This window comes from Dorea sp. MB18-49 (genome assembly GCF_023669465.1).
Lineage (GTDB): Bacteria > Bacillota > Clostridia > Lachnospirales > Lachnospiraceae > Dorea_A > Dorea_A longicatena.
The window spans coordinates 1-24,382 of sequence record NZ_JAMOYX010000018.1 but is presented as its reverse complement, the minus strand read 5'-3'; the positions used below and the strand labels follow the sequence as shown (position 1 = coordinate 24,382).

At 45.6% G+C, this 24,382-nt stretch carries 27 protein-coding genes and 2 pseudogenes; 27 read left to right on the top strand and 2 right to left on the bottom strand.

What is annotated here, in order from left to right:
* Position 1: 1 nt before the first annotated feature.
* From NCY30_RS07260 to mobQ, 12 genes are all read left to right on the top strand, one after another.
* Positions 2–925, top strand: coding sequence for a sensor histidine kinase (locus NCY30_RS07260; RefSeq protein ID WP_117522865.1), 924 nt, complete (start codon positions 2–4; stop codon positions 923–925).
* Positions 926–1,017: 92 nt separating this feature from the next.
* On the top strand, positions 1,018–1,785 hold the full coding sequence (locus NCY30_RS07255; RefSeq protein ID WP_117962462.1) for an ABC transporter permease: 768 nt from the start codon (positions 1,018–1,020) through the stop codon (positions 1,783–1,785).
* A 12-nt stretch (positions 1,786–1,797) separates the two neighbouring features.
* The gene (locus tag NCY30_RS07250) at positions 1,798–2,223 is read left to right on the top strand and encodes a DUF3887 domain-containing protein (protein WP_117522863.1); all 426 of its coding nucleotides are present in this window, start codon (positions 1,798–1,800) and stop codon (positions 2,221–2,223) included.
* 17 nt (positions 2,224–2,240) lie between these two features.
* A complete protein-coding gene (locus NCY30_RS07245) occupies positions 2,241–3,164 on the top strand; it encodes an ABC transporter ATP-binding protein (RefSeq protein WP_117527436.1) in 924 nt (307 codons plus the stop codon).
* A complete protein-coding gene (locus tag NCY30_RS07240) occupies positions 3,157–3,888 on the top strand; it encodes an ABC transporter permease (RefSeq protein ID WP_055221125.1) in 732 nt (243 codons plus the stop codon). The genes NCY30_RS07245 and NCY30_RS07240 overlap by 8 nt, the downstream gene beginning before the upstream one ends.
* Positions 3,889–3,898: 10 nt before the next feature.
* A complete protein-coding gene (locus tag NCY30_RS07235) occupies positions 3,899–4,633 on the top strand; it encodes an ABC transporter permease (RefSeq protein WP_270741845.1) in 735 nt (244 codons plus the stop codon).
* Positions 4,634–5,285: 652 nt separating this feature from the next.
* Entirely contained in the window at positions 5,286–6,575 is a 1,290-nt protein-coding gene (gene ltrA, locus NCY30_RS07230; RefSeq protein ID WP_117762135.1) for a group II intron reverse transcriptase/maturase, read from the top strand.
* A gap of 440 nt (positions 6,576–7,015) precedes the next feature.
* Positions 7,016–7,429, top strand: a complete 414-nt coding sequence (locus NCY30_RS07225; protein ID WP_118729525.1) for an RNA polymerase sigma factor — start codon at positions 7,016–7,018, stop codon at positions 7,427–7,429.
* 103 nt (positions 7,430–7,532) lie between these two features.
* Complete coding sequence (locus tag NCY30_RS07220) at positions 7,533–7,985, top strand: RNA polymerase subunit sigma-24 (RefSeq protein ID WP_117567340.1); 453 nt, start codon at positions 7,533–7,535, stop codon at positions 7,983–7,985.
* A 10-nt stretch (positions 7,986–7,995) separates the two neighbouring features.
* Positions 7,996–8,457, top strand: coding sequence for an RNA polymerase sigma factor (locus NCY30_RS07215; RefSeq protein WP_009296689.1), 462 nt, complete (start codon positions 7,996–7,998; stop codon positions 8,455–8,457).
* 28 nt (positions 8,458–8,485) lie between these two features.
* A complete protein-coding gene (locus NCY30_RS07210; RefSeq protein WP_062808218.1) occupies positions 8,486–8,776 on the top strand; it encodes a DUF3847 domain-containing protein in 291 nt (96 codons plus the stop codon).
* A gap of 186 nt (positions 8,777–8,962) precedes the next feature.
* A complete protein-coding gene (gene mobQ, locus NCY30_RS07205; RefSeq protein ID WP_195280378.1) occupies positions 8,963–10,408 on the top strand; it encodes a MobQ family relaxase in 1,446 nt (481 codons plus the stop codon).
* A 107-nt stretch (positions 10,409–10,515) separates the two neighbouring features.
* Here mobQ and NCY30_RS07200 read toward each other — a convergent pair whose 3' ends face one another.
* Positions 10,516–10,806 carry a type II toxin-antitoxin system YafQ family toxin gene (locus NCY30_RS07200; protein ID WP_002596328.1) on the bottom strand — a complete coding sequence of 97 codons (291 nt, stop codon included), beginning with the start codon at positions 10,804–10,806 and terminating at the stop codon, positions 10,516–10,518.
* Positions 10,803–11,081, bottom strand: a complete 279-nt coding sequence (locus NCY30_RS07195; protein WP_005924829.1) for a type II toxin-antitoxin system RelB/DinJ family antitoxin — start codon at positions 11,079–11,081, stop codon at positions 10,803–10,805. Before NCY30_RS07195 ends, NCY30_RS07200 begins: the two co-directional genes overlap by 4 nt.
* A 126-nt stretch (positions 11,082–11,207) precedes the next feature.
* Between NCY30_RS07195 and NCY30_RS07190 the strand changes: the two genes are divergently transcribed.
* From NCY30_RS07190 to NCY30_RS07120, 15 genes and pseudogenes are all read left to right on the top strand, one after another.
* Positions 11,208–11,606 (top strand): cysteine-rich VLP domain-containing protein, encoded by a 399-nt coding sequence (locus NCY30_RS07190; RefSeq protein WP_081026452.1) that lies wholly within the window; start codon positions 11,208–11,210, stop codon positions 11,604–11,606.
* A 113-nt stretch (positions 11,607–11,719) separates the two neighbouring features.
* Positions 11,720–12,454, top strand: a complete 735-nt coding sequence (locus NCY30_RS07185) for a phage replisome organizer N-terminal domain-containing protein (RefSeq protein ID WP_118734881.1) — start codon at positions 11,720–11,722, stop codon at positions 12,452–12,454.
* Positions 12,451–13,314: an ATP-binding protein gene (locus NCY30_RS07180; RefSeq protein WP_055058047.1), complete on the top strand. Its 864-nt coding sequence runs from the start codon at positions 12,451–12,453 to the stop codon at positions 13,312–13,314. Before NCY30_RS07185 ends, NCY30_RS07180 begins: the two co-directional genes overlap by 4 nt.
* A 64-nt stretch (positions 13,315–13,378) precedes the next feature.
* Complete coding sequence (locus NCY30_RS07175) at positions 13,379–13,552, top strand: transposon-encoded TnpW family protein (RefSeq protein ID WP_425459037.1); 174 nt, start codon at positions 13,379–13,381, stop codon at positions 13,550–13,552.
* 35 nt (positions 13,553–13,587) lie between these two features.
* Positions 13,588–13,995, top strand: a complete 408-nt coding sequence (locus NCY30_RS07170; RefSeq protein ID WP_442873334.1) for a hypothetical protein — start codon at positions 13,588–13,590, stop codon at positions 13,993–13,995.
* Between the two features lie 95 nt (positions 13,996–14,090).
* Positions 14,091–14,918: pseudogene (locus NCY30_RS07165) on the top strand (VirD4-like conjugal transfer protein, CD1115 family); the annotation flags it as partial.
* 87 nt (positions 14,919–15,005) lie between these two features.
* On the top strand, positions 15,006–15,323 hold the full coding sequence (locus NCY30_RS07160) for a glutamyl-tRNA amidotransferase (RefSeq protein ID WP_044927371.1): 318 nt from the start codon (positions 15,006–15,008) through the stop codon (positions 15,321–15,323).
* An 87-nt stretch (positions 15,324–15,410) separates the two neighbouring features.
* A complete protein-coding gene (locus tag NCY30_RS07155) occupies positions 15,411–16,253 on the top strand; it encodes a hypothetical protein (protein WP_331476493.1) in 843 nt (280 codons plus the stop codon).
* Between the two features lie 4 nt (positions 16,254–16,257).
* Complete coding sequence (locus NCY30_RS07150; protein WP_007884639.1) at positions 16,258–16,689, top strand: DUF4313 domain-containing protein; 432 nt, start codon at positions 16,258–16,260, stop codon at positions 16,687–16,689.
* Positions 16,690–16,692: 3 nt separating this feature from the next.
* Positions 16,693–17,133 carry a PrgI family protein gene (locus NCY30_RS07145; RefSeq protein WP_007884640.1) on the top strand — a complete coding sequence of 147 codons (441 nt, stop codon included), beginning with the start codon at positions 16,693–16,695 and terminating at the stop codon, positions 17,131–17,133.
* Positions 17,126–19,456 (top strand): VirB4-like conjugal transfer ATPase, CD1110 family, encoded by a 2,331-nt coding sequence (locus NCY30_RS07140; RefSeq protein ID WP_199596345.1) that lies wholly within the window; start codon positions 17,126–17,128, stop codon positions 19,454–19,456. The genes NCY30_RS07145 and NCY30_RS07140 overlap by 8 nt, the downstream gene beginning before the upstream one ends.
* Positions 19,456–19,806 carry a hypothetical protein gene (locus NCY30_RS07135; protein ID WP_006426970.1) on the top strand — a complete coding sequence of 117 codons (351 nt, stop codon included), beginning with the start codon at positions 19,456–19,458 and terminating at the stop codon, positions 19,804–19,806. Before NCY30_RS07140 ends, NCY30_RS07135 begins: the two co-directional genes overlap by 1 nt.
* Before the next feature lie 29 nt (positions 19,807–19,835).
* The gene (locus NCY30_RS07130; protein WP_006426969.1) at positions 19,836–21,527 is read left to right on the top strand and encodes a lysozyme family protein; all 1,692 of its coding nucleotides are present in this window, start codon (positions 19,836–19,838) and stop codon (positions 21,525–21,527) included.
* 170 nt (positions 21,528–21,697) lie between these two features.
* Complete coding sequence (locus tag NCY30_RS07125) at positions 21,698–23,959, top strand: glycoside hydrolase domain-containing protein (RefSeq protein WP_250818594.1); 2,262 nt, start codon at positions 21,698–21,700, stop codon at positions 23,957–23,959.
* A gap of 80 nt (positions 23,960–24,039) precedes the next feature.
* Positions 24,040–24,382, top strand: a pseudogene (locus NCY30_RS07120) (hypothetical protein); the annotation flags it as partial.

Genomic DNA, 24,382 nt, shown 5'->3' with positions numbered 1-24,382 from the left:
CATGGAGATTAACCTTTATCTATTGTTGTCTTTATTGATTGCCTTGCTGGTAATCAGCTATCTTCTGGGAAAACTTCACCGTGTCCGTGGTCAGCTTTTTCTTATTAGGGATGCCCTAAACGATATAAAAGCCGGGAATTTGAATCGCCGTGTATTGACACGGGAAAGCGACCTGACAAAACAAATCTGTTATGATATTAACGAGATTGCCATGAGCAGCCAATCTCGGCTTATACAGCAAAAGCAATCCGAACAGGCTTATAAACGGCTTATGACAAGCCTTTCCCATGATGTAAAAACCCCTCTTGCTTCTCTGGTTGGATATTTGGAGGCTGTGGAAAGCAAGATGGTAACAGGAGCTGAGCAGGAAGAATACATTCGGGTGGCTATGGAAAAAGCCCACCACCTGAAAGATTTTGTGACCGCCCTGTTTGAATGGGTGAAGCTGGATGCCGGGGAACAGATTTTTCATTTTGAGGTCTGCGACCTGAATGAGCTTTCCCGTGACATCATGGCTGATTGGGTGCCGCTGCTGGAAAACCACGATCTTAGCTATGAAATTGAGATACCCGAAACAGAATACATGACACGGGTTGACTCTACCGCCTACACTCGTATTCTCAATAATTTACTGCAAAATATCCTGACGCACAGTGCTGCAAGCAAAGTTTTCCTGACCGTGACTGAAACGGAGCAGCAGGCAAAAATCGTTGTTGCTGATAACGGCAATGGGATTGCCGCCTCTGATCTCCCGCATATCTTTGAACGGATGTATCAATGTGATCACTCCCGTTCTGCCAAAGGGAACGGGCTGGGCCTTTCGATTGCCAAAGAGTTAGTCAGTATTCATAAAGGAACGATTACAGCCGCCAGTGTTCCCGGAAACGGAACAACCTTTATCATCATACTTCCGAAAGCTCTGTGATCCCACAGAGCTTTTTTTGAAAAAATTTTATCTCGGCAAGGTTATGGCAAGGTTTGCGTTTTATAGTTGGAACCATGAAAGGAGAAAACCGTATGACGATTATTACAACTGAAATCCAGAAATGGAAACGGAATAAAATTGTCTGGTGTATTTTGGCTCTGACACTTCTGCTTGGAGCGTTTGCAATTGAGAGGGCTTGCAGCATTTCAAGGAGCAGTCCCTTTATGGATAGTTTTGGCGACCTTTACACACTGGCCTTTAAGAATCTGTCCAGCCTGTTTCTGCCGATTGTGCTGGGAATGTTTGCAACGACACTGTTTTTCGATGAACACAAAAATGACACGATGAAACAACTGCTTATCATCCCTATTACAAAAGCACAGCTATACTTTTCAAAAGTCGCTGTGGTTATTCTGATGTCCGTAGGACTGTGCCTGATTACTTTTCTTTTGTGTGTTGTCGGTGGGCTGATTGCCGGAGGCTTTCCCGATCTGAACGCCCAAACACTGATGGACGCTGGTCTTTTGTATCTGGCAGGTGGTATTCTGATTCCCATAGCTATGCTTCCGATTGTGTTTCTTTCCGCGCTGTCAAAGGGATATATCTTGCCCATTGGCGCAACGCTGCTTTATCTGATTCCCGTAGTCATTGCCCCGGCTTATCTTACGGGAATACACCCGCTGGCAAGCGTGATGGGGATTTATCCCCATATTTCCGAAGCGGCCGCAGCTATGGTAGAAAGCCTGATGCAAGGCGTTTTATTCAATACTTCGCCGCTTGTTTGTGTCGGTTCGCTGCTCTTGATCGGTGCTACATTTGCCGCCGCATCCGTAGTGGCTCTAAAAAAGCAATCTTACTGAAAGGAAAGACCTATGAAACGATTGAGTTGTTTATTACTCGGTATTCTGCTTGTTTTTTCTCTTTGTGCCTGCCAGCAGGCCGCTCCATCTTCCGGCGAGGCTCCCGACCAACAGGCCATTACGGAAGAAGCAACCGAATACTTTAACCAAATGATGGATGGAGATTTTGAAACTTTCTTCAATGCGTTGCCGCAGGGCGTACAGGACAATATTTCTGCGGAAACGATACAGGAAACATGGGAAGAAGAAGTCGATAAGCTGGGCGGGCTGCCGAAGAACACTTCCCCGGATGTGTCCTGCTATGTGCCGGAACACTCTGACCAAATCCGTGTTGAATTTGTCATTCCTTGTGACAAAGGCAATTTCAAAGTATTCATCAACTATTTCCCGGATGGCAGCCTTTACAACTATGTTATCTGGAAGAACGAAACAAAATGAGAAAGCGAGGTATTTTTATGAGTGATCTTGTGATTGAAACCAAAAAGCTGACAAAGATTTACGGGGAACAAACTGCCGTTAATTCTGTGAATCTTCATGTGAAACCGGGTCGGATTTATGGACTTTTAGGACGCAACGGAGCCGGTAAAACCACAATTATGAAAATGATTTTGGGCCTTACACCAATCACTTCCGGCGAAGTGGATGTGTTCGGACAGAACATCAAAGGCCATGAGAAACGCATTTATCCCCGTATTGGGGCCATCATCGAAACTCCCGGTTTTTATCCGAATCTGACCGGCACAGAAAACCTTGAAATTTTTGCGAAGTTGCGAGGGACACCCCAGCCCAATGCCGTCAAGAACGCGCTGGAAGTTGTGGGATTGCCCTACAAGGACAAAAAGCTGTTCAGTAAGTATTCCCTCGGCATGAAGCAACGTCTCGGTATTGCCAACGCTATTCTGCATGACCCGGAGCTTTTGATTTTGGACGAGCCGACCAATGGACTTGACCCTATCGGTATAGCCGAAGTGAGGAACTTTATTAAGAATTTAAGTGTGGAGCGTGGCAAAACCATCCTAATTTCCAGCCATATACTTTCCGAAATTTCACTGTTGGCAGATGATATAGGCATTATCGACCACGGGGTTCTGCTGGAAGAAAGCAGCATGGATGAATTAGAAAAGAAAAATCGGAAATACATCCAGCTTCAAGTGTCGGATATTCCAAAAGCCTCTTTAATTTTGGAAAGGCAATTCCATGTGACCGATTATGCAGTGCAGGACGAACACAACCTGCGGCTTTATGACACCGCACTGGATATGGCGGCAATCAACAAGGCCCTTGTGGTGCAGGATGTAGCTGTTATCAGCTCCCAAATCTGCAATGATACCCTTGAGGATTATTTCAAACAGATCACAGGGGGAGAGGGAATTGCTTAAACTGATACAAGTTGAATTTCTAAAACTGCGCCGGAGAAAGTTTATCTGGCTCATGCTGCTGGCGGCGCTCTTTATGCCACTGGCTGCCGTATTTTACTTTTCAAGTGTCAAAGGAACCGGTGTGGACCCCATTATGTTTTACAAATGGACAGCGTTCAGCTATACCCCGTGGATCATCCTACCGGTAGTGCTGGGGATGTTGTGTACCATGCTGATGTATAACGAAAACCAGTATGATATGCTCAAACAGCTTTGGATTGTACCGGTCAATAAAATGGCATACTTTTTCAGCAAGTTTGCTGTGGTGCTGGTGTATTCCATTTGCTTTATGCTAGTCACCGCAACGGCGTCCATTCTGACCGGCGTACTATCCGGTTATATTCCCTTTGACAGTGAAAGTGTCCTTTATCTTTTGCGGAAGTGTATGGAAATTTCTCTGTTGACCGCCTTTGCGGTGTTACCAGTACTGGCGGTTGCCGCAGCGCAAAAGGGCTATATTCTCCCTGTTTGCCTGACGCTGATTTATACATTCCTCGGCTTTATCCTCTTGATGGTGAATATGTACCTACATCCGCTGTCCAGTATGACCGCTATTGTTATGTATGATATTCCGGGTGTTGTATTCGATCAGCCATTAAATATTCCAGCCGCATTTCTGTGTATTGGTGTATGGGCTGCTGCTTCGGCTGTATTGGCGAATGTGGCATTGGTTCGGAGAAAGTGAGGTGCAAAAAATGATGAAAGATTTGCTTTGGGCGGAGAGCCAGAAACTCCACCGTTCCAAAATACTCTGGATTGCTGGGTTTGCAACAGTCATGGTAGGGTTGATCGTCTTTGCACAGGGACAGTTTACATTCTATGACCGCCGATATATTGACGGGGCTGGATGGTTTATGACAGCGGCCCAATCCCTTGCTACCTTTTATGTTCTGCCTGCTGTAATTGCCCTATTGGGAAGTTATATGATTTGCCGGGAGGAACAGGAGGATACCTTAAAATCTCTGCGGCTCATTCCCGTAGATGAAGTGAAACTGACACTTGCCAAAATGATACTTGCCTTTGTGTTCAGCGTTCTGATTTACCTTTTACTTTTTGCAATTACCTTTCTTGTCGAGGCAGTTTTGCATTTAGAAGCACTTTCCGTTGGCCTTGTGTTAGAAAATCTGAAAATATATTTTCTGGATGGGGTAGGCGTATTCTTTGCAATTTCGCCTATTATCGCTCTGGTAGCGCGGATGAAAAAGGGGTATTGGCTGGCTCTGGTATTTGCAGAAATTTATTCGTTTGCTGGATTATTTGCGAGTATGTCCCAGCAGTTAAAGACGGTATATCCCATGACAACCGTTTTCAATATCTCTGGTTATTATAATGCAAATATGTTTCAGGTTTTAATCGGCGTTGTAATTCTGATGGTTTGTGTGATTTTGTCATTGTTAATTTTGAAAGGATTGAACCGCAAGACTAAATAAATGCAATATATCTAATGATCTGCCGGACGACGGCAAAAGAAAAAAAGCCGTCGTAAAGCAGACACATTTTCACGCGCCTAAGAAGCGGCGGCTTTGGTTTTCAGAGCCGCCGTTTCTTTTCGTCTACGCTGTGTGTCCAGCGAAGCTGGACCACACTAGCCGGTGTAAGTCCGGTCACGGTAATCGCCAGTGAGCCGTGTAGCTAAACTCGGTGCGTTGCAGTAATGCAGGGTACTAAGCGAGTGGATAAAGTAACCTCGGTAAGAGGGGCGAGCAATTATGCAGACCGTAACATAAAGTGAATTCTGCCGTATCGTTAGAAAGGTCTCTGAAAAGAGAGCAAAGGGAAGCTGAACCCTGGGCGTATGGGTGAAAGCCATGGAACGTGCGAAGAAACTGGAAAGCAGCACGGAGGAATCCCTCGGTATATAGGAAACGGTATGTATGAAAAGTGTGGTTCGGAACTGGAGAGACCCTACCCATCACCGAAAGGTAAAAAAGAAAGCGTATAAGCTTGGCGAAATCGTATTTCTGATGGGAGGGAGTCGGAGAGGAACATAGTACCGATAATGACTGTGCAAGAAAACGCAGTCTATGGGAAGGTTCCTTGCTTCATTCATGTTTGTAGAGAGGGTAAGAGTGAGAGAATGTCATGCAGACTAACAACTCCAAGGAAAAAGTTCGACAACTTCAAAACAAACTATATCTGACAGCCAAGAAATGTGATAGCCGAAGATTTCATGCACTTTACGATAAGGTATATCGTGATGATGTACTTTTTGAAGCATGGAAACGGGTAAAAGCTAACAAGGGTTCCAGTGGTGTAGATGGTATCGGAATCGAAGATATTGAAGAGATGGGAATTGAAAAATACCTGTCAGAAATCAAATCGGAACTGATGGATGGAAAGTATAAACCATCCCCAGTAAAGCGAGTTATGATACCAAAACCAGACGGAAGTGAAAGACCTCTTGGAATACCAACAGTCAAGGACAGAATTGTGCAGATGGCTACCAAGATAGCAATAGAGCCAGTATTCGAAGCTGACTTTAGAGATTGTTCCTATGGATTCCGACCGAAAAGAAGTGCCAGGCAAGCACTGGAAGTGGTAAGGAAAGCGTGTAACAACAAGGGCTATTATGTAGTAGACGCAGATATTGAGAAGTTTTTTGATAACGTAAACCAAGATAAACTGATGAAACTGGCAGAGCAGAGAATATCAGACCGTAGGATATTGAAGCTGATAAGACAATGGTTAGTATCAGGAGTATTATACGGAAATGTACTGACAATTTCCGAACTGGGAACAAGCCAAGGTTCAGTTATATCTCCGTTATTGGCAAACATCTACTTAAATACACTGGACAGACTGTGGGAAAAGTATGGACTTACTCACGGTATTCTTGTAAGGTACGCAGATGATACAGTCATCATTTGCAAGAATAAGAAAAATGCAAATCACGCACTGAACTTATTGCAGTACATCATGGCAAAACTGGATTTAAAGCTACACCCAGTAAAAACAAAGATTGTCAGCATGTGGGACGGAAAAGAGGGATTTGACTTCCTTGGAATGCACCACAGAAGAATGACAACGGAAACAAGCAAAGGACAATTGTATAAAGAAACTTATCAGTACCCGAGCAGGAAAGCCATGAAGAAGATGAAAGCAGAAATCAAAAAGAATGTAAACGGTCGAAGTCTGTTAGTTGCAAAGGAAGAGGATTTAATAAAGAATCTAAATCCGAAAATCATAGGTTGGAAGAATTATTATTCCACCAAAACAAATGAGACATGGATGCAGGAATTAGACTGGTATATTATCTGCACCTTTACAAGATGGTATAACAAGAAACACCAAAGGCGTAAACATATGTCAAGAGTGGGATTTGTTAGAAATAGCATTTACGAAAAAGGATTAAAGAAAATGGCTAGAGCATGACGTAATGCTGTAGAAAGAAGAATGTCGGAAAGCCGTGTGAGGGAGAACCTCATGCACGGTTTGATGAGGGGCGGATGAAATTTTCATCCGCCTACTCTACAAACCAACGACGACCTAACACCGTGTAAATCCACGGCGGCACATAGGAGGATTGCCGCCGTGTCTATTTTTGCCTTTTTTCACAGTCCCCATGACCTGCACCAGCTAAAAAAAGCCTGTTCCCAGCAGCGGAGCAATGCGGTCAGAAGTATGCACTATACCATGTAACTAAACAGCAAAATATACTCTATTACGCTCGTATGGCTTTATGCCGTCCGGGCGCTTTTTTGTCTCTATGGAGCCGGAACATCGGGTCAGCATGGCCCGAACTTTATCCCCGGTGCCGTTCTCCGCCGCCCCATTCAGATTTTCCCGAAAAAATCTGAATGGAGGAAAGGCAGATGGAAGTTACCATCAATTATAACGGACAAGCTGTGGCCGTGGAGGTCACGCTGGAAGTCTATGAATTTCTTGACCGGGCCGATCACAAAACGGAGAACCTGTTCCATGAACAGCGGCGGCATTGGGATGGCCGGGAGTTTGACGAGTACATCATTACCACCGAGGGTGTAGGAGCCTACGGCGAAACGCCGGAAGAATACCTTTGCCGCAAGGAAACACTGCATGAGCTGATGGCTGTTCTGGACACCTGTACCGAGGCCCAGCGCCGCCGGTTCCTGCTCTATGCGCTTGACGGGCTGAGCCTTGCAGAGATCGGTGTGCTGTGCGGCTGCTCCAAAGTGGCTGTGTATCAAAGTGTGGAGGCGGTCAGAAAAAAATTTATAAATTTCTTTGAGAACAGGCTTAACAAATGACCTGTTTTCTGGCTACCAAGTGAAAGGGATCATTTCCCTTATCTCAGCGAGGGGCGGACAGCGGACGAGCTGCCCGCCTCTCCAATTTTCAGGAGGTAAGCCTATGAAAACAATCAATCTGCGGTGGATGTATCCCCACTACCGGCATGACGAGTTTGTGGATGTTACGGACGAGGTATGGGCAGCGATGTATCAGGCCCAGCGGGAGATGGAGAACTATGAGCGTCGGAAAGTCTACCACCGCGCCTACTACTCTCTGGACGCATACAGCTGGCTGGAAAATTACGCACTGGAACACAGCAGATCGTCGGAAGATATTTTGCTGGAACGAGAAGAAATGACCACCCGCCTGCACCTGATTGCAGCTCTGCCTGCGGCTCTGGCTCATGCCACTCCGACACAGGCCCGCCGTGTTCACGCCTACTACATTGCCGGTATCAAGCAGCCGGAAATCGCCCGGAGAGAGGGTATCCATAGCAGTAAGGTCAGCGTTGCCATCCACCGGGGGCTGCGGAATATGCGCCGCTGCTATGATGACCTTTTTCAAACAGAGTGAGGGCGTGCCTATGCAGACCATAAATCTCAAACAATATTATCCATTTTGCAAAGAGGACATTTTTGTGGAGGTGTCCGATGAGATCGTCGAAGCGTTTCTTCTGGACAAGAGAGCCGAGGCCGCCAGAGATCGCAAGATGTTCCGGTATAAGGCGTTTTATTCCCTCGATTGTAACGATGGAATCGAAAATGCCGCCATCGGCTGGGCGCAGCCATCGCCGGAGGACTACCTGATAGAAAAAGAAGAATTAGCCGAATACGAAGAATTGATACGGCGATTGTACGAAGCCATTTCTTCCCTGCCGCCTATGCAGGCTCGCCGTGTCCATGCCCGCTATATGCTGGGTATGAAAGTGAAAGATATTGCCGCAATGGAGGGTATCACGCCATCACAGGCGGGAAAATCCATCCATGCCGCACTGCGGAGGCTGCGCCGGTACTTTGCTCGACAGAAATGGACGGTCAATCTATGAGTATTTCCAAAGAAAAGAGGTGCCTGACATGAACGAAAAAATTACAGCCCACCCCCAAAAAGAAGAACGGGAGAAAGTCCTGAAGGAGATTCGGCAGCTTGAAAACCGAAAGAAGATTTTGGAGAACAAGCAGCGGAACGAAGAACGCAGGGTTCGCACCCGCCGCCTGATTGAGCGTGGAGCCGTTTTGGAGGGGATTTTCCCGTTGGCTCCCGACCTTTCCGGCGCGGAGGTCAAAGCATTTCTGATTACCCTGTCCCATCTTCCGGGGGCTGCGGAATTGACTGCAAACCTGCCAAAATCCGGGGACACGCCATAAGTCCCTTGTTTACAAGGGCGCACTTATACACCGTTGCCGGTGCTGTGCGCCCTGCCGGGAGCGTTGCGTACTTCGTCCGCGATGGGAAGCTACGCTCCCCAAACCCCTTGTGCGCTCTGCGCAGCCAGACACCCGCTTTGCGTTTGTCCGGCTCCACAGAGCCTGTTATCCCCTCACTGAAAGGAGGTGTTCCCCATAGATTTCTGTCATATCCCCGTCAGTATCATCAAGCGCAGCGCAGGCCGTTCTGCCGTTGCCGCAGCTGCTTACCGCAGCGGAACCAAGCTGACAAATGAATGGGATGGAATGACCCACGACTACACCCGGAAAGGCGGCATTGTCCATGCGGAGATCATGCTGCCTGCCTACGCCCCGCCGGAATTTGCAGACCGTTCTATCCTCTGGAACAGCGTGGAGCAAATCGAGAAGGCAAGGGACAGCCAGCTTGCCCGCGAGATTGAGGCAGCTCTGCCCCGCGAACTGTCCATAGAACAGCAGCTTGCCCTTGTCCGGTCCTATGTGAAGGACAACTTTGTGGACAAGGGGATGTGCGCCGACTTTGCTATCCATGACAAGGGAACCGGCAACCCTCATGTCCATATCATGCTGACGCTCCGGCCTCTGAAAGAAAATGGGCAGTGGGGCGCAAAGTGCCGCAAGGCATACGATCTGGACGAGAACGGCCAACGCATCCCGGACGGGAAAGGCGGCTGGAAAAATCACAGAGAGGATACAACCGATTGGAACGATAAAGGAAATGTGGAGATTTGGCGGGTAGCGTGGGCGGCCTACACCAATCGAGCGCTGGAATCTGCCGGCAGACCGGAACGCATTGACCATCGCAGCTACAAGCGGCAGGGCATTGATAAAATTCCCTCTGTCCATCTGGGGCCAGCCGCCAGCCAAATGGAAAAGCGCGGCATCCGCACCGACAAGGGCGAAGTAAACCGGCAGATCGCCGCCGACAACAAGCTGCTGAAAGAAATCAAAGCCCGCATTACCCGTCTTTATCGCTGGTCGAAAGCCGAAACGGAAAAACCACAAACACAGCAAAGCAGCTTGACAGCTTTGTGGGAGGCCCAGCAGCAGTTGGACGCTCCCCGCACCCGCACCGGCAAAATCCGGGCTTTGCAGGAAAGCGCTGCACTATTCAGCTTTTTGCAGGCAAACGGCATCCAGTCTATGCAGCAGCTTCATGAAAAAATCGCTGATATGAACAGATGTTACTATGACCTGCGGGGAAAGATCGTCAAGGCTGAGCGCCGGATCGCCACTCTTACCGAGCGCGGGGAGATGTGGGAACAGTACAACCAGTACAAGTCCATCCACAAGCAGCTTGCCAAAGTAAAGCCGGAAAAACGGGAACAGTTTGAACAGCGCCACAGCCGGGAACTGATTCTGTATGACGCAGCAGCCCGGTATCTGAAAGAACTGAAAGACAGCGGCGAGGGGATAACCCCGAAGGCATGGCAGCGGGAAATCGACCAGCTGACCGCCGGAAAGCAGACGGACACGCTTGCCATGAAATCCATGCGGGAGGATTTGAAAGCAGTGGAACGGCTCCGCAAAACCGCCGAGCAGCTGTCCCGACAGGAACGGGACAAGCCTCACGACCGGGAGCCGGATCGGTAAAGGATACTGCATTTTGGCGTACCCCTGTCAAGTGCGTCGCATTTCACGACATACTTTTGCACACAGAAAAACCGCCGTACAGGTTTCCCCATACGGCGGCAGACTGTTTATTTGCCGAACAAGTCGCTGTGTGTGCCGGTGCGGGCCAGCGTCAGCACCAGAACATCATCTTCTATGCGGTAGACAAGCAGCCAGTCCGGGAGAATGTGACATTCTCGATGGCCTGCCCAATCGCCAGACAGGTCATGGTCACGGTTCTTATCCGGCAGCGGTTCGCCCATTGCCAGCAATGCTACGACCTGCTCCAGCAGTTCGATCTTCAAGCCACGCTTGATGGCTCGTTTGTAGTCTTTTTTGAAACTGGTCGTGTACTTGACGGTATATTTGGTTTCTTTCATCTTTTCAGGTCAGCAAACAACTCGTCAAGGTCATTGTAGCCCTTTACAGACGGGTCTTTTGCAATCCTTTCCGCTTCCAGCATGGCAGCAACCGTTTCCTTGTTCGGCTGTTCCAGCCTTACTTCAAAGGGAATGCCGCCTTCACGAAGCGACTGGCGCACAAAGATGTTAAACGCCGTAGTCAGGTTCATGCCAAGTTCTGTAAACAGTGCGTCCGCCTGCGCTTTCAAATCTGCGTCCATGCGGATACTGATGTTTGTGGTATTTCCAGCCATACGATCAACCCCTTTCTGCTGGCAATTATAGTATATGCCATTTGCACGAAGAAAACAATACTTTGCACGAATATTTAACAACAAATTCATTCAAGGAGGTTATCAACTTTATGAAAGAAATCATTTATGAAGAACAATAAGTCTGAACCTATCCCCGTCATGGATTACCGCCAGTACCGCAGAGTGCGGAGGCTGGTGCATGAGTGCTGTAACTACATCGACGGAAACTGTATCGCCCTGGACGATGGGGAGGAATGTGTCTGTGTCCAGTCTATTTCCTACTCCCTGTTGTGCAGGTGGTTTCGGACGGCGGTATTGCCGCAGGATAAGGAACTGGAAACGGCGCTGTTCCACCGGCTGAATGCGAAGAAATGCGCCGTATGCGGGGCGCTGTTTACCCCCGGTTCCAACCGGGCCAAATACTGCCCGGAATGTGCCGCACGCATGAAGCGGATCAATGCCGCAAAGCGCAAGCGGAAACAACGGGAGAAATGTCACGCTTTAGGGGCTGAAAAACCCTTGTAAATCAAGGCTTTTTTCGAGGGTGTCAAAGGCAGGCTGATAGATTTATCCTCCGACCCCTAAAACGGCCTTAAAATGCGTACAGAATCCCAAGAGAAACCCCAAGGAGGAACCCAATGTCAGACAACCGAAAATATTATTACCTGAAACTCAAAGAAAACTATTTTGACGATGATTCCATCGTGCTGCTGGAAAGTATGCAGGATGGTGTGCTGTATTCCAACATTCTGCTCAAGCTGTATCTGAAATCGCTGAAACATGGCGGGCGGCTCCAGCTTGACGAGGACATCCCCTACACGGCGCAGATGATCGCCACCATTACCCGCCAGCAGATCGGCACTGTGGAGAGAGCCTTGCAGATCTTTTTGAAGCTGGGTCTTGTGGAAGTGCTGGACAGCGGCACCTTCTACATGAGCAATATTGAACTGCTGATCGGCCAGTCCTCCACCGAGGCCGAGCGAAAGCGTGCGGCGAGGCTCCAAAACAAGGCTCTTTCCGCGCCCCGGACAAACGGCGGACATTTGTCCGACATTCGTCCACCAGAGATAGAGATAGAGTTAGAGAAAGAGATAGAGATAAAGAGAGAGATAGAGAAGGGACGCTCCGCCCGCGCCTATGGCCGTTACCAGAATGTTTTCCTGACGGACGAGGAAATGGCAGACTTGCAGGCCAGCTTTCCTGCTGTATGGGAACAGTACATCGAAAAACTGTCCGAGTACATGGCTTCTACCGGCAAGCGGTATCAGAGCCATGCCGCCACCATCCGGCGCTGGGCCGGTGAGGACGCGAAGAAAGCAGCCCCGCCCACCCGCAACCGGGATTACAGCGTAAAGGAAGATGAAACCGTATGATTGAGATTACCGCAGAAATCCGGGCGCTGATCGACAAGGCAGCCGCCGGTGTGGAACTGGCCGGGGACGAGTACATAGACCCGGCAGACGGCCTCATTCACTGTAAGAAGTGCGGCGGCCAGAGGCAGACCGTTGTGCCATGCTTTGGAAAACCAGGCTACTTCATGCCCCGCTGCATCTGCCAGTGCCAGCAGGAGGCCGAGGAACAGCGCAAGGCTGCTGAAGAACGGCAGCGCCGCATGGAGCGTATCAAACGCCGAAAGGCACAGGGCTTGCAAGACCGCTATCTCTATGACTACACCTTTGCCAACGACAACGGCCAAAACCCATTGATGGACAAGGCCCGCGCCTATGTGGAGAACTGGAAGGAGGCATATAAAAACAACACCGGCCTGCTGTTGTTCGGGGATGTGGGAACCGGCAAGTCTTTTTTCGCCGGTTGCATCGCCAACGCCCTGCTTGACCGGGATGTGCCTGTGCTGATGACGAACTTTCCCACCATCCTGAACCGCCTGACAGGGATGTTCTCTGAGGACAGGTCGGAGTTTATTGCCAGCTTTGACGAGTATGACCTGCTTATCATTGACGATCTGGGAGTAGAGCGCAGTACCGAATATGCTATGGAGCAGATGTTTTTCGTCATCGACAGCCGCTACCGCAGCCGCAGGCCCATGATTATCACAACAAACTTGAAACTGGTCGAGTTGAAAAACCCGCCTGATCTGGCCCACGCCCGTATCTATGACCGTATTTTGGAACGGTGTGCGCCGATTCTTTTTGACGGGAAGAATTTCCGGGAAGAAAATGCCGGTGCTACCCGACAGACAGCAAAAGACATTGTAAACAGTAAGCAAGACTGATTTTTTACCGGGCGGCACAGACCCGTTCGGAGAAAGGAGCGCCATGAACAGAGAACCCCGTACTATGCAGGTGGCAGACGCCGCTACTGCGTCCAGAGCGCCGAAAAACACGCCAGCGATGGTAAAGAAAATCGGCAAGACAACCTACAAGGTTCATGTCCATTTCAGCAATACCAGCACAGAAACCATGAGCGATAAAATCAAGCGTATGCTCAAAAATGAAATTCAGCAGATGTGACAGACTGATAAACGAAGCCGCCTTGTGCTAAACTGATGATGGTACGCACCAAAATTTTTGTCAAGGAGGATACGAAAATGCTTTACACAGAAAAAGAAAAACATGAAATTGAGCGAGTAAAGGAGGTCTTTGCGGAACATCTGCGGCAAAGCCCTGATTTTGAACTGCTCTGGTCGGACAAGGTAGGCTATGTCTGGCTGACGATTGGCGTCAATCCAGTCTATGTGGATACCGGTATCAGAATCGAATCAGCCGCCGATCTCTGCTGCAAGTGTTTGGATGATGTTGCTATGGATGTTTTGTATATGACGGGCAACGATCACGCGCTGGAAGCAGCCGACCCGCTGGAATTGGCCGAAATCAAGCGGCGCTGGGAGCCATATATCAACCAGCTGCCAGCCTATGCGTATCTCTGCAAAGACCTGCTGAACGGAAAAATGTAATCTATCAAACGAGGTGTCAGGAGCCATACAATGCTTCTGGCACCTTTTTTGTGGATTTTTTGTGAATTTGATTAAAAAGTCCTTGACAATTTGTCTCTGGAAAGACCGCAAAGTCTATTTTGATATCGGTTGGTGTCCGTCTGGCAGCGTTCAATCTGAAACAAATCGCCAACCTGACCTGTACGGACGAACTGGACTTATACAGTATTGGGGAGAAAAAAGTAGCACTGTTTTGCTGTATTCCGGATGCAGACACCAGCATGAATTATCTGGTCGGCATGATTTACAGTAATCTGTTTCAGACACTGTATTATGTGGCAGATCGGAAGTACGGAGGAAGGCTTCCGATTCCGGTACACTGCATTATGGATGAATGGCCAAACGTAGCCTTGCCGGATGATTTTGACAAGATTCTGGCAACCATGCGTTCCAGAGGGATTTCCTGCAGTATCATCATCCAGAACATTGCACAGATGAAAGCCTTATTTAAAGACTCGTATGAGAGTCTGATCGGCAACTGCGATGAATTTTTATATCTGGGTGGAAATGAAAAAGAAGGACATAAGTATGTCTCGGAATTATTGGGAAAAGAGACATTGGATACCAATACCTACGGACAGACAAAAGGGCGTAGCGGCAGCTATTCGGTGAATTATCAGCAGACAGGAAGGGAACTTTTAACACCGGATGAAATACGGCTTTTAGATAACCGCAAAGCGATTTTGTTTATTCGTGGGGAGCGTCCGATCATGGACGATAAATATGATTTAAAAAAGCATGTGAATTTCAGATACACAGAGGACGGTGGTGCATCGCCTTATGATTATGCGAAAACACCACTGGCTCACGACGACCTAAAGATTGACATTAACAGATTAGACGATTACGAACTGCTGTCTACCGAGGACATCCTTGGTGAATAGCAGTTTTTTGATGGATTGGAGTGATGTGTATTGAAGAAACTTCTCACAGGAGAAAAAAATAGAACAAAAAAGAATACAACTGAAAAAATGATAACCCCGATGCCGATGGGGAGAAAACAGAAAAAGTGGATGAGCCTTTATATGGCACTGGTACTGACCGTAACGGTTGGAGCAACGACCGCATTCGCAGCCGGAGATCCGTTGTCCGTTATCAATAACCTGTCTACCTTTATTTTTTCTCTGATTCGTGCGATCGGTTTGATTTTGCTTGGATTTGGTGTTGTGCAGGTTGGTCTGTCTTTAAAAAGCCATGATCCAAGCCAGAGGGCAAATGGATTTCTGACACTGGCCGGAGGGGTAATTATTACGTTCGCCAAAGAAATCCTCGATTTGATTATGGCGTAAGCCTCTTTGAAAAAATATATCAGGAAACAGCAGGAGTGCCGGAAGGTACTCCTGTATTCAAAAATATGTTTAAGGAGGTGAGAGTTTTTGAGTGATAACTGGATTGTACAGAATCTAAACTCAGCACTATCCACATGGAGTGAAAAGATGGCAGAACTGTGGACTCTGCTGACCGAAAATCCGGCAACTTTTAAGGGCGGCGGCATCTGGCGAATTATGACCAATATCAATGATGCACTGACAGCCATTGCCTATGGATTACTGGTGTTATTTTTTGCAGCCGGAATCATAAAAACGTGTGGCAGTTTTACAGATCTGAAAAAGCCGGAACATGTGCTAAAAGCATTTATCCGATTTGCACTTGCTCAGGGAGCAATTACATACGGGATGGAACTTATGCAGGCACTGTTTTCCATTGTGCAGGGAATCGTGACAACTGTAATGAGTGGCTCCAGTATGGCAGGAAGTGTGGCAGAACTGCCAACGGAGATTGTAGATAAGATTGAGAGCGTGGGAATGCTGGAATCCATTCCGTTGTGGATTGTTACACTGCTTGGCAGTCTGCTGATCACTGTATTGTCATTTGTAATGATCCTGACAGTGTATGGCAGAATGTTCAAAATCTATATGTATACGGCAATCGCCCCGATTCCGATTTCCTCATTTGCAGGAGAACCCACGCAGTCCATTGGAAAGAACTTTATCCGTTCTTATGTAGGCGTATGTCTGGAAGGGGCAATTATTGCACTGGCATGTATTATCTTTTCTGCTTATGCAGCAAGCCCTCCGGCTGTCGGAGATACGGAGTTGAGTGCAGTTACAATCGTGTGGAACTATGTCGGAGAACTGGTATTTAATTTACTGGTGCTGGTTGGAGCAATTAAGGCATCTGACCGTATTGTCAGAGAAATGATGGGACTTGGAGGTTAAAAATATGGATATAAAGAAAACATTAAGATATAACTGGGAATTTGGACGTGAGACAGTAGCAATACGAGTGAGCTCTTATCGGAACAATGGAAATTTATATGTAGGACTCTGCCATAAGGAAGGGAGAGAATGGGAAGATTTTGGAGATGTAACCATTAATCTGCCCTATCAGTTCTTAGAGCCAAATGAGGCTTTTATAACAGGAGATTTTACCAAGGATATGCTTCATTTTATCAAGGAACATAAACTAGGAAAAGTGTTGAATGAAACAGGAAGATCAGGATATGCAACCTATCAGAAGGTAGCGTTTGATCTAGCAAGACTTGCGGAATTTGATCCGGAAGGCGTTGCAGAACACTGTAGATTTGCCGGGATAGAAGTACCGAAAGAAAAACCACAGAAAACGAAGAAACAAAGCAGAGGAAAGGAGCGATAAGTTATGGAAGTCAAGATGAATAAAGAAATCCGGGACTATCAGGAATCCATGTTTATGGGACTGGACCTGAGACAATGTGTGTGTTCTGTTCTTGCGATTCTTACAGCAATCGGAATTTACTTTGGAATGCGTGAAATTACCGGACAGGAAATAACCGGATGGCTGTGTGTGCTTGGTGCTACTCCATTTGCTGCCTGTGGCTTTTTCAAATATCATGGTATGACAGCCGAACAGTTTTTATGGGCAGTGATCAAATCCGAATTGCTGTATCCGAAGAAACTGGTGTTTCAGTCGGAAGATATCCACTACTCCTGCATGCAGGAGACCATCTCGCTGGGAGAAAAGAATCAAAAGGATGGAGCGGAAATCATAAAAGAGCGGGAGCAAAGAGCAGAAGCAAAACAGAGAAAGAAACGCAAGGGAAGGAGTGATGCCTTTGATTAAAACCTTAAGTCAGGCACTTCGGATGGATAAGGAACGCTTCAAAGTTCCGAAATCAGTCCAACAGGCAATTCCCATCCAGCGAATCTGGCCGGATGGAATTTTTCAACAGGGAACGAAATTCTCAAAAACATATCGTTTTACAGATATCAACTATTATATTGCGAGTAAGGACAATAAGACAGAAATGTTTCTGGATTATTCCGAACTCTTAAATTCACTGGATTCCGGCATTTCTGCCAAAATTACCATCAATAACCGGAGAATCAATAAAGAAGAATTTGAAAAATCAATCCTGCTTCCAATGAAGGAAGATGGACTGGACCACTATCGGGAAGAATACAACGAAATGCTCCTGTCTAAGATTACAGGAACAAACAACAGCATCTATCAGGAACGGTATCTGACTGTCAGTGTACATAAAAGATCGATTGACGATGCAAGAACCTATTTTGCACGTATCGGAACAGACATCGTAACACATCTGGCAAAGTTATCGTCCACAGCAGAAGGACTGGACGCAGAGAGCCGGCTCCAGATTTTCAGGGACTTCTTCAAGGGAGATGTCCCACAGGCATTTCCGTTTGATCTGAAACAATTTGCCAAGAAGGGAACAAGTTTCAAGGACTGGATGTGTCCGGATTCTATGGAATTTGAACGTGACCATTTTAAAATCGGTGACAGGTACGGAAGAGTCCTGTATATGCAGGATTATGCAAGTTATGTTAAAGATGACATGATTTCAGAACTGTGTGACTTCAGCCGGAATCTGATATTGTCGATTGATATCCTGCCAGTCCCTACGGATGAAGCGGTAAGGGAAATCCAGAACCGACTGCTTGGTGTGGAAACCAACGTGACCAACTGGCAGAGAAGGCAGAACGCTAATAATAACTTCTCGGCAATCGTACCATACGATATGGAACTTCAGAGAAAAGAAACCAAGGAAATGCTCGATGATCTGACAACCAGAGACCAGCGTATGATGTTCGGAATTTTGACAATGGTACATCTGGCAGACAGTAAAAAACAGTTGGATTCCGATACGGAATTATTATTGTCGATAGCAAGAAAGCATCTGTGCCAGATGGCAACATTAAAGTGGCAGCAAGTGGACGGACTCAATACAGTGCTTCCTTACGGACTGCGAAAGATCAATGCCCTGCGTACATTGACAACGGAATCAACGGCTGTTTTAATCCCGTTCCATACACAGGAAATCCTGCAGCCGGGCGGTATCTATTATGGGCAGAATGCAGTCAGCAAGAACCTTCTGGTAGCCGACCGGAAGAAACTGATGAATGGAAACAGTTTCCGGTTGGGCGTCAGTGGATCAGGAAAGAGCTTTTCGGCAAAAGAAGAGATTGTGCATCTGGCATTGAGTACCGATGACGATATCCTGATTCTTGATCCGGAGTCCGAATTCACAAAATTAGTAGAGGCTCTGGGTGGACAGGTTGTAAAAGTATCTGCGACATCAGACAATCACCTGAATGCAATGGATATGGACGCAGCCTACGGCAATGAAAAGAATCCACTGATTGAAAAATCGGAGTTTATTCTGTCTGTATTTGAACAGTTGGTTGGAGCAGGAAACCTGTCAGCAAAAGAAAAGTCAATCCTGGACCGCTGTGCTGCAGATGTGTACCGGGATTATATCCGAAGTGGTTATACCGGAGAAGTTCCGACATTGAAAGATATGTACCGACAGTTGATGTTACAGCCGGAAGAAGAGGCAAGGGGACTTGCACTGTCATCCGAACTTTTTATCAATGGAAGCCTGAACACCTTTGCACAGCCGACCAATGTGAATAAGAAGAACAGGATCATGGATTATGATATCCGGGAACTGGGGGAACAGCTTATGCCACTGGGAATGCTGGTTACCTTAGACAGTATTTTCAACAGGGTAATTCAGAACTGGAAAGAAGGAAAAACGACATGGATATTTGCCGATGAGTTCTATCTGTTATTCCGCTATGAATACAGTGCAAATTTCTTCTACCGACTGTACAAGAGAATCAGAAAATACAATGGATTCGTGACAGGTTTAACCCAAAATGTTGAGGAACTTCTGAAATCGGACACTGCAAGACTGATGTTGGCAAACAGTGAGTTTTTGATTCTTTTGAATCAGGCAAGTACAGACAGGGAAGAATTGGCAGCTCTTTTGAATATTTCCGAAAACCAACTGTCCTATATTACAAATGTATCGGTTGGCAGTGGCCTAATCCGTTGCTCTGGGAATATCGTACCATTTGAGAATACGTTCCCAAAGAATACAGACCTTTATAAACTAATGACAACAAAACCGGGAGAATCATAATGAAGAAAAAAGAAGAAGTAACGATAACTTTTTATGCTGCAGAGTGCGGTGAGTTCCATGATTTAGGAGAATATACAAAATGCAGAACGCTGGAAGAGGCATATAAAAAGTACCAGAAATATTGTAGAACATCTGCCAATATGTGTCCGGCTATTGAGTTTTCTATTCATGATCCAGAATCAATTTATTCAGACATGGAATATCCATTACCGTTGTCATCAAAAGACAGGGGAGACTTGGAACTTGTGCCATATTACAACGAACATCCACTGGTAAATGAGGCAATCAGACAGGTGGAGCAGTTGCAGAAACAGCAGGAAAAAAAGAAACATCGGGATGTTGCCCGATGAGATAAGAGATACGGAAAGAGGGTGACCGGATGAAAGATATCAAGGAACGGGTAAGGGATAAGAATCCGAAGATTCGAAATCCGGCTGCCCGACTTCCGAAAGAACTGGTTCGCTCAGCGGTTCTGGAAGCAAAAGAAAAGCCAAGGGAACTACATGAAAAAAGCAGTGGGCAGTCAGAATCCCCAACACAGTATGGAACTGAAAAAATAGAATCCGTACAGTACAGAGCGGCGAGTGTGGCAGGAAAAAGTATAGGGAAAACCACATATCAAGGTGGAAAAAAACTTGCTGGAGTGACCTACAGGAAGATAAAGGAAAGAAAAAGCAGACAGGAAGAAGCGAAAGCTGCCGAAGAAGCAATGGAGCAGGGGGCAGAAAGCGGAAAGAAATTAATCAAGTTGAAACCGGAGCAGGCAGCACTTGCCAAGGAGAATGGTAAACGGCAGGTGAAAGCAGCACCGAGAGTGGTAAAAGTATCCGGTCTGTCTCAAGAAAAAATAAAGACACAGGCATCCATGCAGAAACAGCAGATGGAAAAAAGTCTTCAGGCGATGCAGAAAGCAAGAGCAGCCCAGATGGCAAGAAAGTCAGCACAGGCATCGGCAGAAAGTGGAAAAGCAGTCCTTCAGGTAACTGGAAAGGGTTCAAAGTTATCCGTACAGGGAATTACAGCAGCGATTCAAAAAGGGGTAGTAGCTCTTGAAAAAATGGGAAAATGGATTGCTGCCGGAGGTAGTGCATTTCTTCTGGTATTTATTCTGATTGTGGGAATCATTGCAGGAGCAGCTTTCAGCAGTAATTCGGAAAGCTCCGAATCCCTAAGTGAAGAAGTGCTTGCGTATACTTCTGTGATACAGCAGTATGCATCCCAATACGGCATTCCGGAATATGTGTCTGCGATACAGGCCATCATGATGCAGGAATCTGGAGGCAGGGGAACAGACCCGATGCAGTGTTCGGAAAGTCCATATAATACAAGATTCCCACACACTCCTGGTTCTATTACTGATCCGGATTATTCGATAGAGGTTGGAGTACAGACCTTTGCAGACTGTATCAGACAGGCAGGATGCAGCAGTCCACAGGATCTGGACAAGCTGAAACTTGCATGGCAGGGATATAACTATGGAAATGGCTACATAGGATGGGCATTGCAAAGAGGCGGTTATACAGAAGCCAATGCATTGCAGTTTTCACAGGAACAGGCAGCTTCGCATGGATGGAGCAGTTACGGAGATCCCCAATACGTTCCCCATGTGATGCGGTATTATTCCGGTGGCAGCCTGTTTGCTGGTTTGTTTGGTAATCAGCAGATTGTGTCGGTTGCAATGGGGCAGCTTGGAAACAGTGGCGGTCAGAAGTTCTGGAGCTGGTACGGATTTGACAGTCGGGTAGAATGGTGTGCCTGTTTTGTAAGCTGGTGTGCGGATCAGAGCGGTCTGATTGCAAGTGGGAATGTTCCTAAATTCTCATTGTGCAGTGATGGAGTGTCCTGGTTTCAGGGAAAGAATAAGTGGCAGAGTGGCGGAACAACTCCGACAGCTGGAATGATCATCTTTTTTGACTGGGATCATGATGGAACATCGGATCATGTAGGAATAGTAGAAAAGTGTGAAGGTGGAAGAGTTTACACGATTGAGGGAAATTCCAGTGATCAGGTACGGCAGAGAAATTATGCAGTAGATTACAGTTCTATAATGGGATATGGGGTGATAAATTGATGGTTTCTTTCATAATTTGTTAAGGATTTTATAAGGGAGTTAATGAATCCTTTGGAAAATAGTCACAAAATAGGCACAGTTGATTGATAAATTGTTATTGTAACTTTTAGTGATAGACATATAAAGAGTTAGAAATCTTTATAATTGACTTGAATTAGGAGGTAGTGAATATGAGTGATCAGAATGTAAAAGCAGCACAAAAATATTTAAATGCGATGTTTGGTGGACATAAGGATTGGGTAAAACTGGATGAAGATGGAAAGACCGGAACAGCCGTGATGCAGGGAATCATTCGTGCATTTCAGATTCAGAATGGAATCTCAACGATTACAGGAACGGTTGGACCACTTACTATTAATACCATGAAGAAGTTAGCCATTATTACAAAAATGGATCCGAATGATACTCCGCAGGTTAATGTATGCTTGATTCAGTGTGCTCTGTTTTGCAAAGGATATGCTGCTGGAGGAATTACTGGAATTTATTATACATCAGGAGTAAATGCAGTTAAAAAGATGCAGGAAAATGCAGGACTGGAAGTTACGGGCAAAATTGATTGGAAAGTTTGGTCTGGATTGTTATCCCTAAACTGGTTTACAAAGGTTTCTGGTGGGGATTCCAATATTGTTCTTATTCAACAGCAATTAAATAGTGACTGGTCAGATGTTATTGGTGTTGGACCTTGTGATGGAATTGCCTCAAGACAGACAATTTTGTCTTTAGTTGGTGCATTGCAGGCGGCTGAAGGAGTTACAACTGAATTAATTACAGATTTGAATTCAGTTAATTTTGGCGATGCAACAACAAATGCGTTTCCGGGTACATTACAGAACGGACAGAACTCGACGAAATATGTTCCATTTAATAAGATTGCTCAATACGGACTATATTTTAACGGATATAATCCGGGAAGATTCGATGGCGTGTTTGATTCGACTACAGAGTCAAAGGTGTCAGAATTTCAGGAGTTTTATGGTCTGACAGGAATTGGACTTGTAACAAAAGGAAAAGTAAATGTTTCTACTATGAAATCATTGCTTACGAGTAAAGGCGATACAAACAGGGCAGCAAAAGCGTGTGACTGTGCAACAGTATTAAATAAACAACAGGCATTAGATATAAAAAATGCAGGGTATACTCATGTAGGACGTTATCTGACAGGTTCTGTTGGAAAAGAACATACACCGAAATATTTGACATCAACAGAAGTGAAAAACATTGAAAATGCAGGATTATCGGTATTCCCGATATATCAGGATGGAGGATATGAATTAAACTATTTTAAGGATCCGTCCCAGGGAAGTGTTGATGCACAGACAGCAATTTTAGCAGCCGAGAGAATCGGTATACCAAGTGGAACGACTATATACTTTGCAGTGGATTTTGATTGTTATTCATATCAGATTGATACATTTATTATACCTTATTTTGAACAGATTCACATGATCTTTTTCAGTTCGACAAATGATAAAAATTATAAAGTCGGCATTTATGCACCAAGATATGTATGTACTAAAGTTTATGAAGCAGGATTGGCAAGTAAATCATTTGTGGCAGATATGTCAACTGGATTTAGCTGTAATTTGGGATATTCGATGCCGAAGAACTGGGCATTTGATCAATTTTGTGAGTTGAACTCATTTTCTTCATCACCTTCGTTCCCACTGGATAAAGATGCATATTCAGGGAGAGATACTGGATTTAAAAAGTTCGATGCCGTATCGACAAAAACAGATGAGGAAATAGCGCAAGAAAATCTTCGGGCAAAGGTAAAAATAGCACGAAATCAATATGTCTATAATGTAATGGAGCCGCTTGGTTATCTGAATAAAATTATGGATGTGGGTGTGGAGTATGATAAGGAAATTTCACTGGGAACAATGATGAGTCCTCAAGGAGCAATTGATATTTCTACTAAAATATCCACATCGCTTGAAAGTTCAACTGGTAAAATTTATAATATAAAAGTGGATATAGGAAATGATGGAGAATTGACACAAACTTGCAAAAATCAAATTATGGAGATTTCATCAAATTTATCAGATACAGGTATAGAGGGAGCAGATAACTTTGGAAATACGATAGAAAAAATTGCTTTATCGGTTAAATCTGGTAATATTGCTTTTGAAATAAATAATGTTTTTGCCAATAGTGTAGAGTTTTCCATTGTATTTAGTACATCAGATTTGCTGCCAGAAGAGAAAAAAGAGTGGACAATATCGGTTGCTTTGATTTTTACAATGACATTAAATTCTAATAGTGGTCTTGAATTTAATGTTGTAGAATTCACAAAAGAGCATAGTAATATACTGGCAGGAGCCGTAATATTAGTTCTTGCGGGTGCATTAGTTGTAAATGCAATTCCGTCAATTATTGCTTTATTTTCAGCTGGAGCAGGTACTGTTTTTGGTTTGTTGATTCAAGCGCTGTAAATTGTAAAAGAATAAAAGAGACAATGGCCAGAGGTTCGATTTTATAAAGAGGACCTCTGGCAAAAGGAGGATTAAGAAGAATGCATATTAAATCAATTGTGTCAGATGAGGATAGGGAAGAATTAGAAAGAATGCTTTCGCTTGGGTTTATAATTCCTAATCAATTATTTAAAACAAGACAGAAAAGTAGAATGATTATCTATATTTTTACACCTGTAGAATTTTTACTGTCGATTAATTGTTATCTGTCGGAAAGTTATTTGATGTTTGGAATAGGGATTGGAACTTGTGTGGCTTGTGTGGCTTGGATTATTTGGTATCAAATGATTGGTAAAAATTTTGAAAAAAATGTTCATGAATTTGTCTGGGGTAGATCAGGATATGAAACGGTGGATATCGATGAAAACGCAATTAAAATAGATG

What these genes read in the sequence shown, in the direction of transcription:
- NCY30_RS07260 (WP_117522865.1), top strand. Translation starts at nt 2, where the DNA reads ATGGAGATTAACCTTTATCTATTGTTGTCTTTATTGATTGCCTTGCTG.
- NCY30_RS07255 (WP_117962462.1), top strand. Translation starts at nt 1,018, where the DNA reads ATGACGATTATTACAACTGAAATCCAGAAATGGAAACGGAATAAAATT.
- NCY30_RS07250 (WP_117522863.1), top strand. Translation starts at nt 1,798, where the DNA reads ATGAAACGATTGAGTTGTTTATTACTCGGTATTCTGCTTGTTTTTTCT.
- NCY30_RS07245 (WP_117527436.1), top strand. Translation starts at nt 2,241, where the DNA reads ATGAGTGATCTTGTGATTGAAACCAAAAAGCTGACAAAGATTTACGGG.
- NCY30_RS07235 (WP_270741845.1), top strand. Translation starts at nt 3,899, where the DNA reads ATGATGAAAGATTTGCTTTGGGCGGAGAGCCAGAAACTCCACCGTTCC.
- ltrA (WP_117762135.1), top strand. Translation starts at nt 5,286, where the DNA reads ATGCAGACTAACAACTCCAAGGAAAAAGTTCGACAACTTCAAAACAAA.
- NCY30_RS07225 (WP_118729525.1), top strand. Translation starts at nt 7,016, where the DNA reads ATGGAAGTTACCATCAATTATAACGGACAAGCTGTGGCCGTGGAGGTC.
- NCY30_RS07220 (WP_117567340.1), top strand. Translation starts at nt 7,533, where the DNA reads ATGAAAACAATCAATCTGCGGTGGATGTATCCCCACTACCGGCATGAC.
- NCY30_RS07215 (WP_009296689.1), top strand. Translation starts at nt 7,996, where the DNA reads ATGCAGACCATAAATCTCAAACAATATTATCCATTTTGCAAAGAGGAC.
- NCY30_RS07210 (WP_062808218.1), top strand. Translation starts at nt 8,486, where the DNA reads ATGAACGAAAAAATTACAGCCCACCCCCAAAAAGAAGAACGGGAGAAA.
- NCY30_RS07200 (WP_002596328.1), bottom strand. Translation starts at nt 10,806, where the DNA reads ATGAAAGAAACCAAATATACCGTCAAGTACACGACCAGTTTCAAAAAA.
- NCY30_RS07195 (WP_005924829.1), bottom strand. Translation starts at nt 11,081, where the DNA reads ATGGCTGGAAATACCACAAACATCAGTATCCGCATGGACGCAGATTTG.
- NCY30_RS07190 (WP_081026452.1), top strand. Translation starts at nt 11,208, where the DNA reads ATGAAGAACAATAAGTCTGAACCTATCCCCGTCATGGATTACCGCCAG.
- NCY30_RS07185 (WP_118734881.1), top strand. Translation starts at nt 11,720, where the DNA reads ATGTCAGACAACCGAAAATATTATTACCTGAAACTCAAAGAAAACTAT.
- NCY30_RS07180 (WP_055058047.1), top strand. Translation starts at nt 12,451, where the DNA reads ATGATTGAGATTACCGCAGAAATCCGGGCGCTGATCGACAAGGCAGCC.
- NCY30_RS07175 (WP_425459037.1), top strand. Translation starts at nt 13,379, where the DNA reads ATGCAGGTGGCAGACGCCGCTACTGCGTCCAGAGCGCCGAAAAACACG.
- NCY30_RS07170 (WP_442873334.1), top strand. Translation starts at nt 13,588, where the DNA reads ATGATGGTACGCACCAAAATTTTTGTCAAGGAGGATACGAAAATGCTT.
- NCY30_RS07160 (WP_044927371.1), top strand. Translation starts at nt 15,006, where the DNA reads ATGATAACCCCGATGCCGATGGGGAGAAAACAGAAAAAGTGGATGAGC.
- NCY30_RS07150 (WP_007884639.1), top strand. Translation starts at nt 16,258, where the DNA reads ATGGATATAAAGAAAACATTAAGATATAACTGGGAATTTGGACGTGAG.
- NCY30_RS07145 (WP_007884640.1), top strand. Translation starts at nt 16,693, where the DNA reads ATGGAAGTCAAGATGAATAAAGAAATCCGGGACTATCAGGAATCCATG.
- NCY30_RS07135 (WP_006426970.1), top strand. Translation starts at nt 19,456, where the DNA reads ATGAAGAAAAAAGAAGAAGTAACGATAACTTTTTATGCTGCAGAGTGC.
- NCY30_RS07130 (WP_006426969.1), top strand. Translation starts at nt 19,836, where the DNA reads ATGAAAGATATCAAGGAACGGGTAAGGGATAAGAATCCGAAGATTCGA.
- NCY30_RS07125 (WP_250818594.1), top strand. Translation starts at nt 21,698, where the DNA reads ATGAGTGATCAGAATGTAAAAGCAGCACAAAAATATTTAAATGCGATG.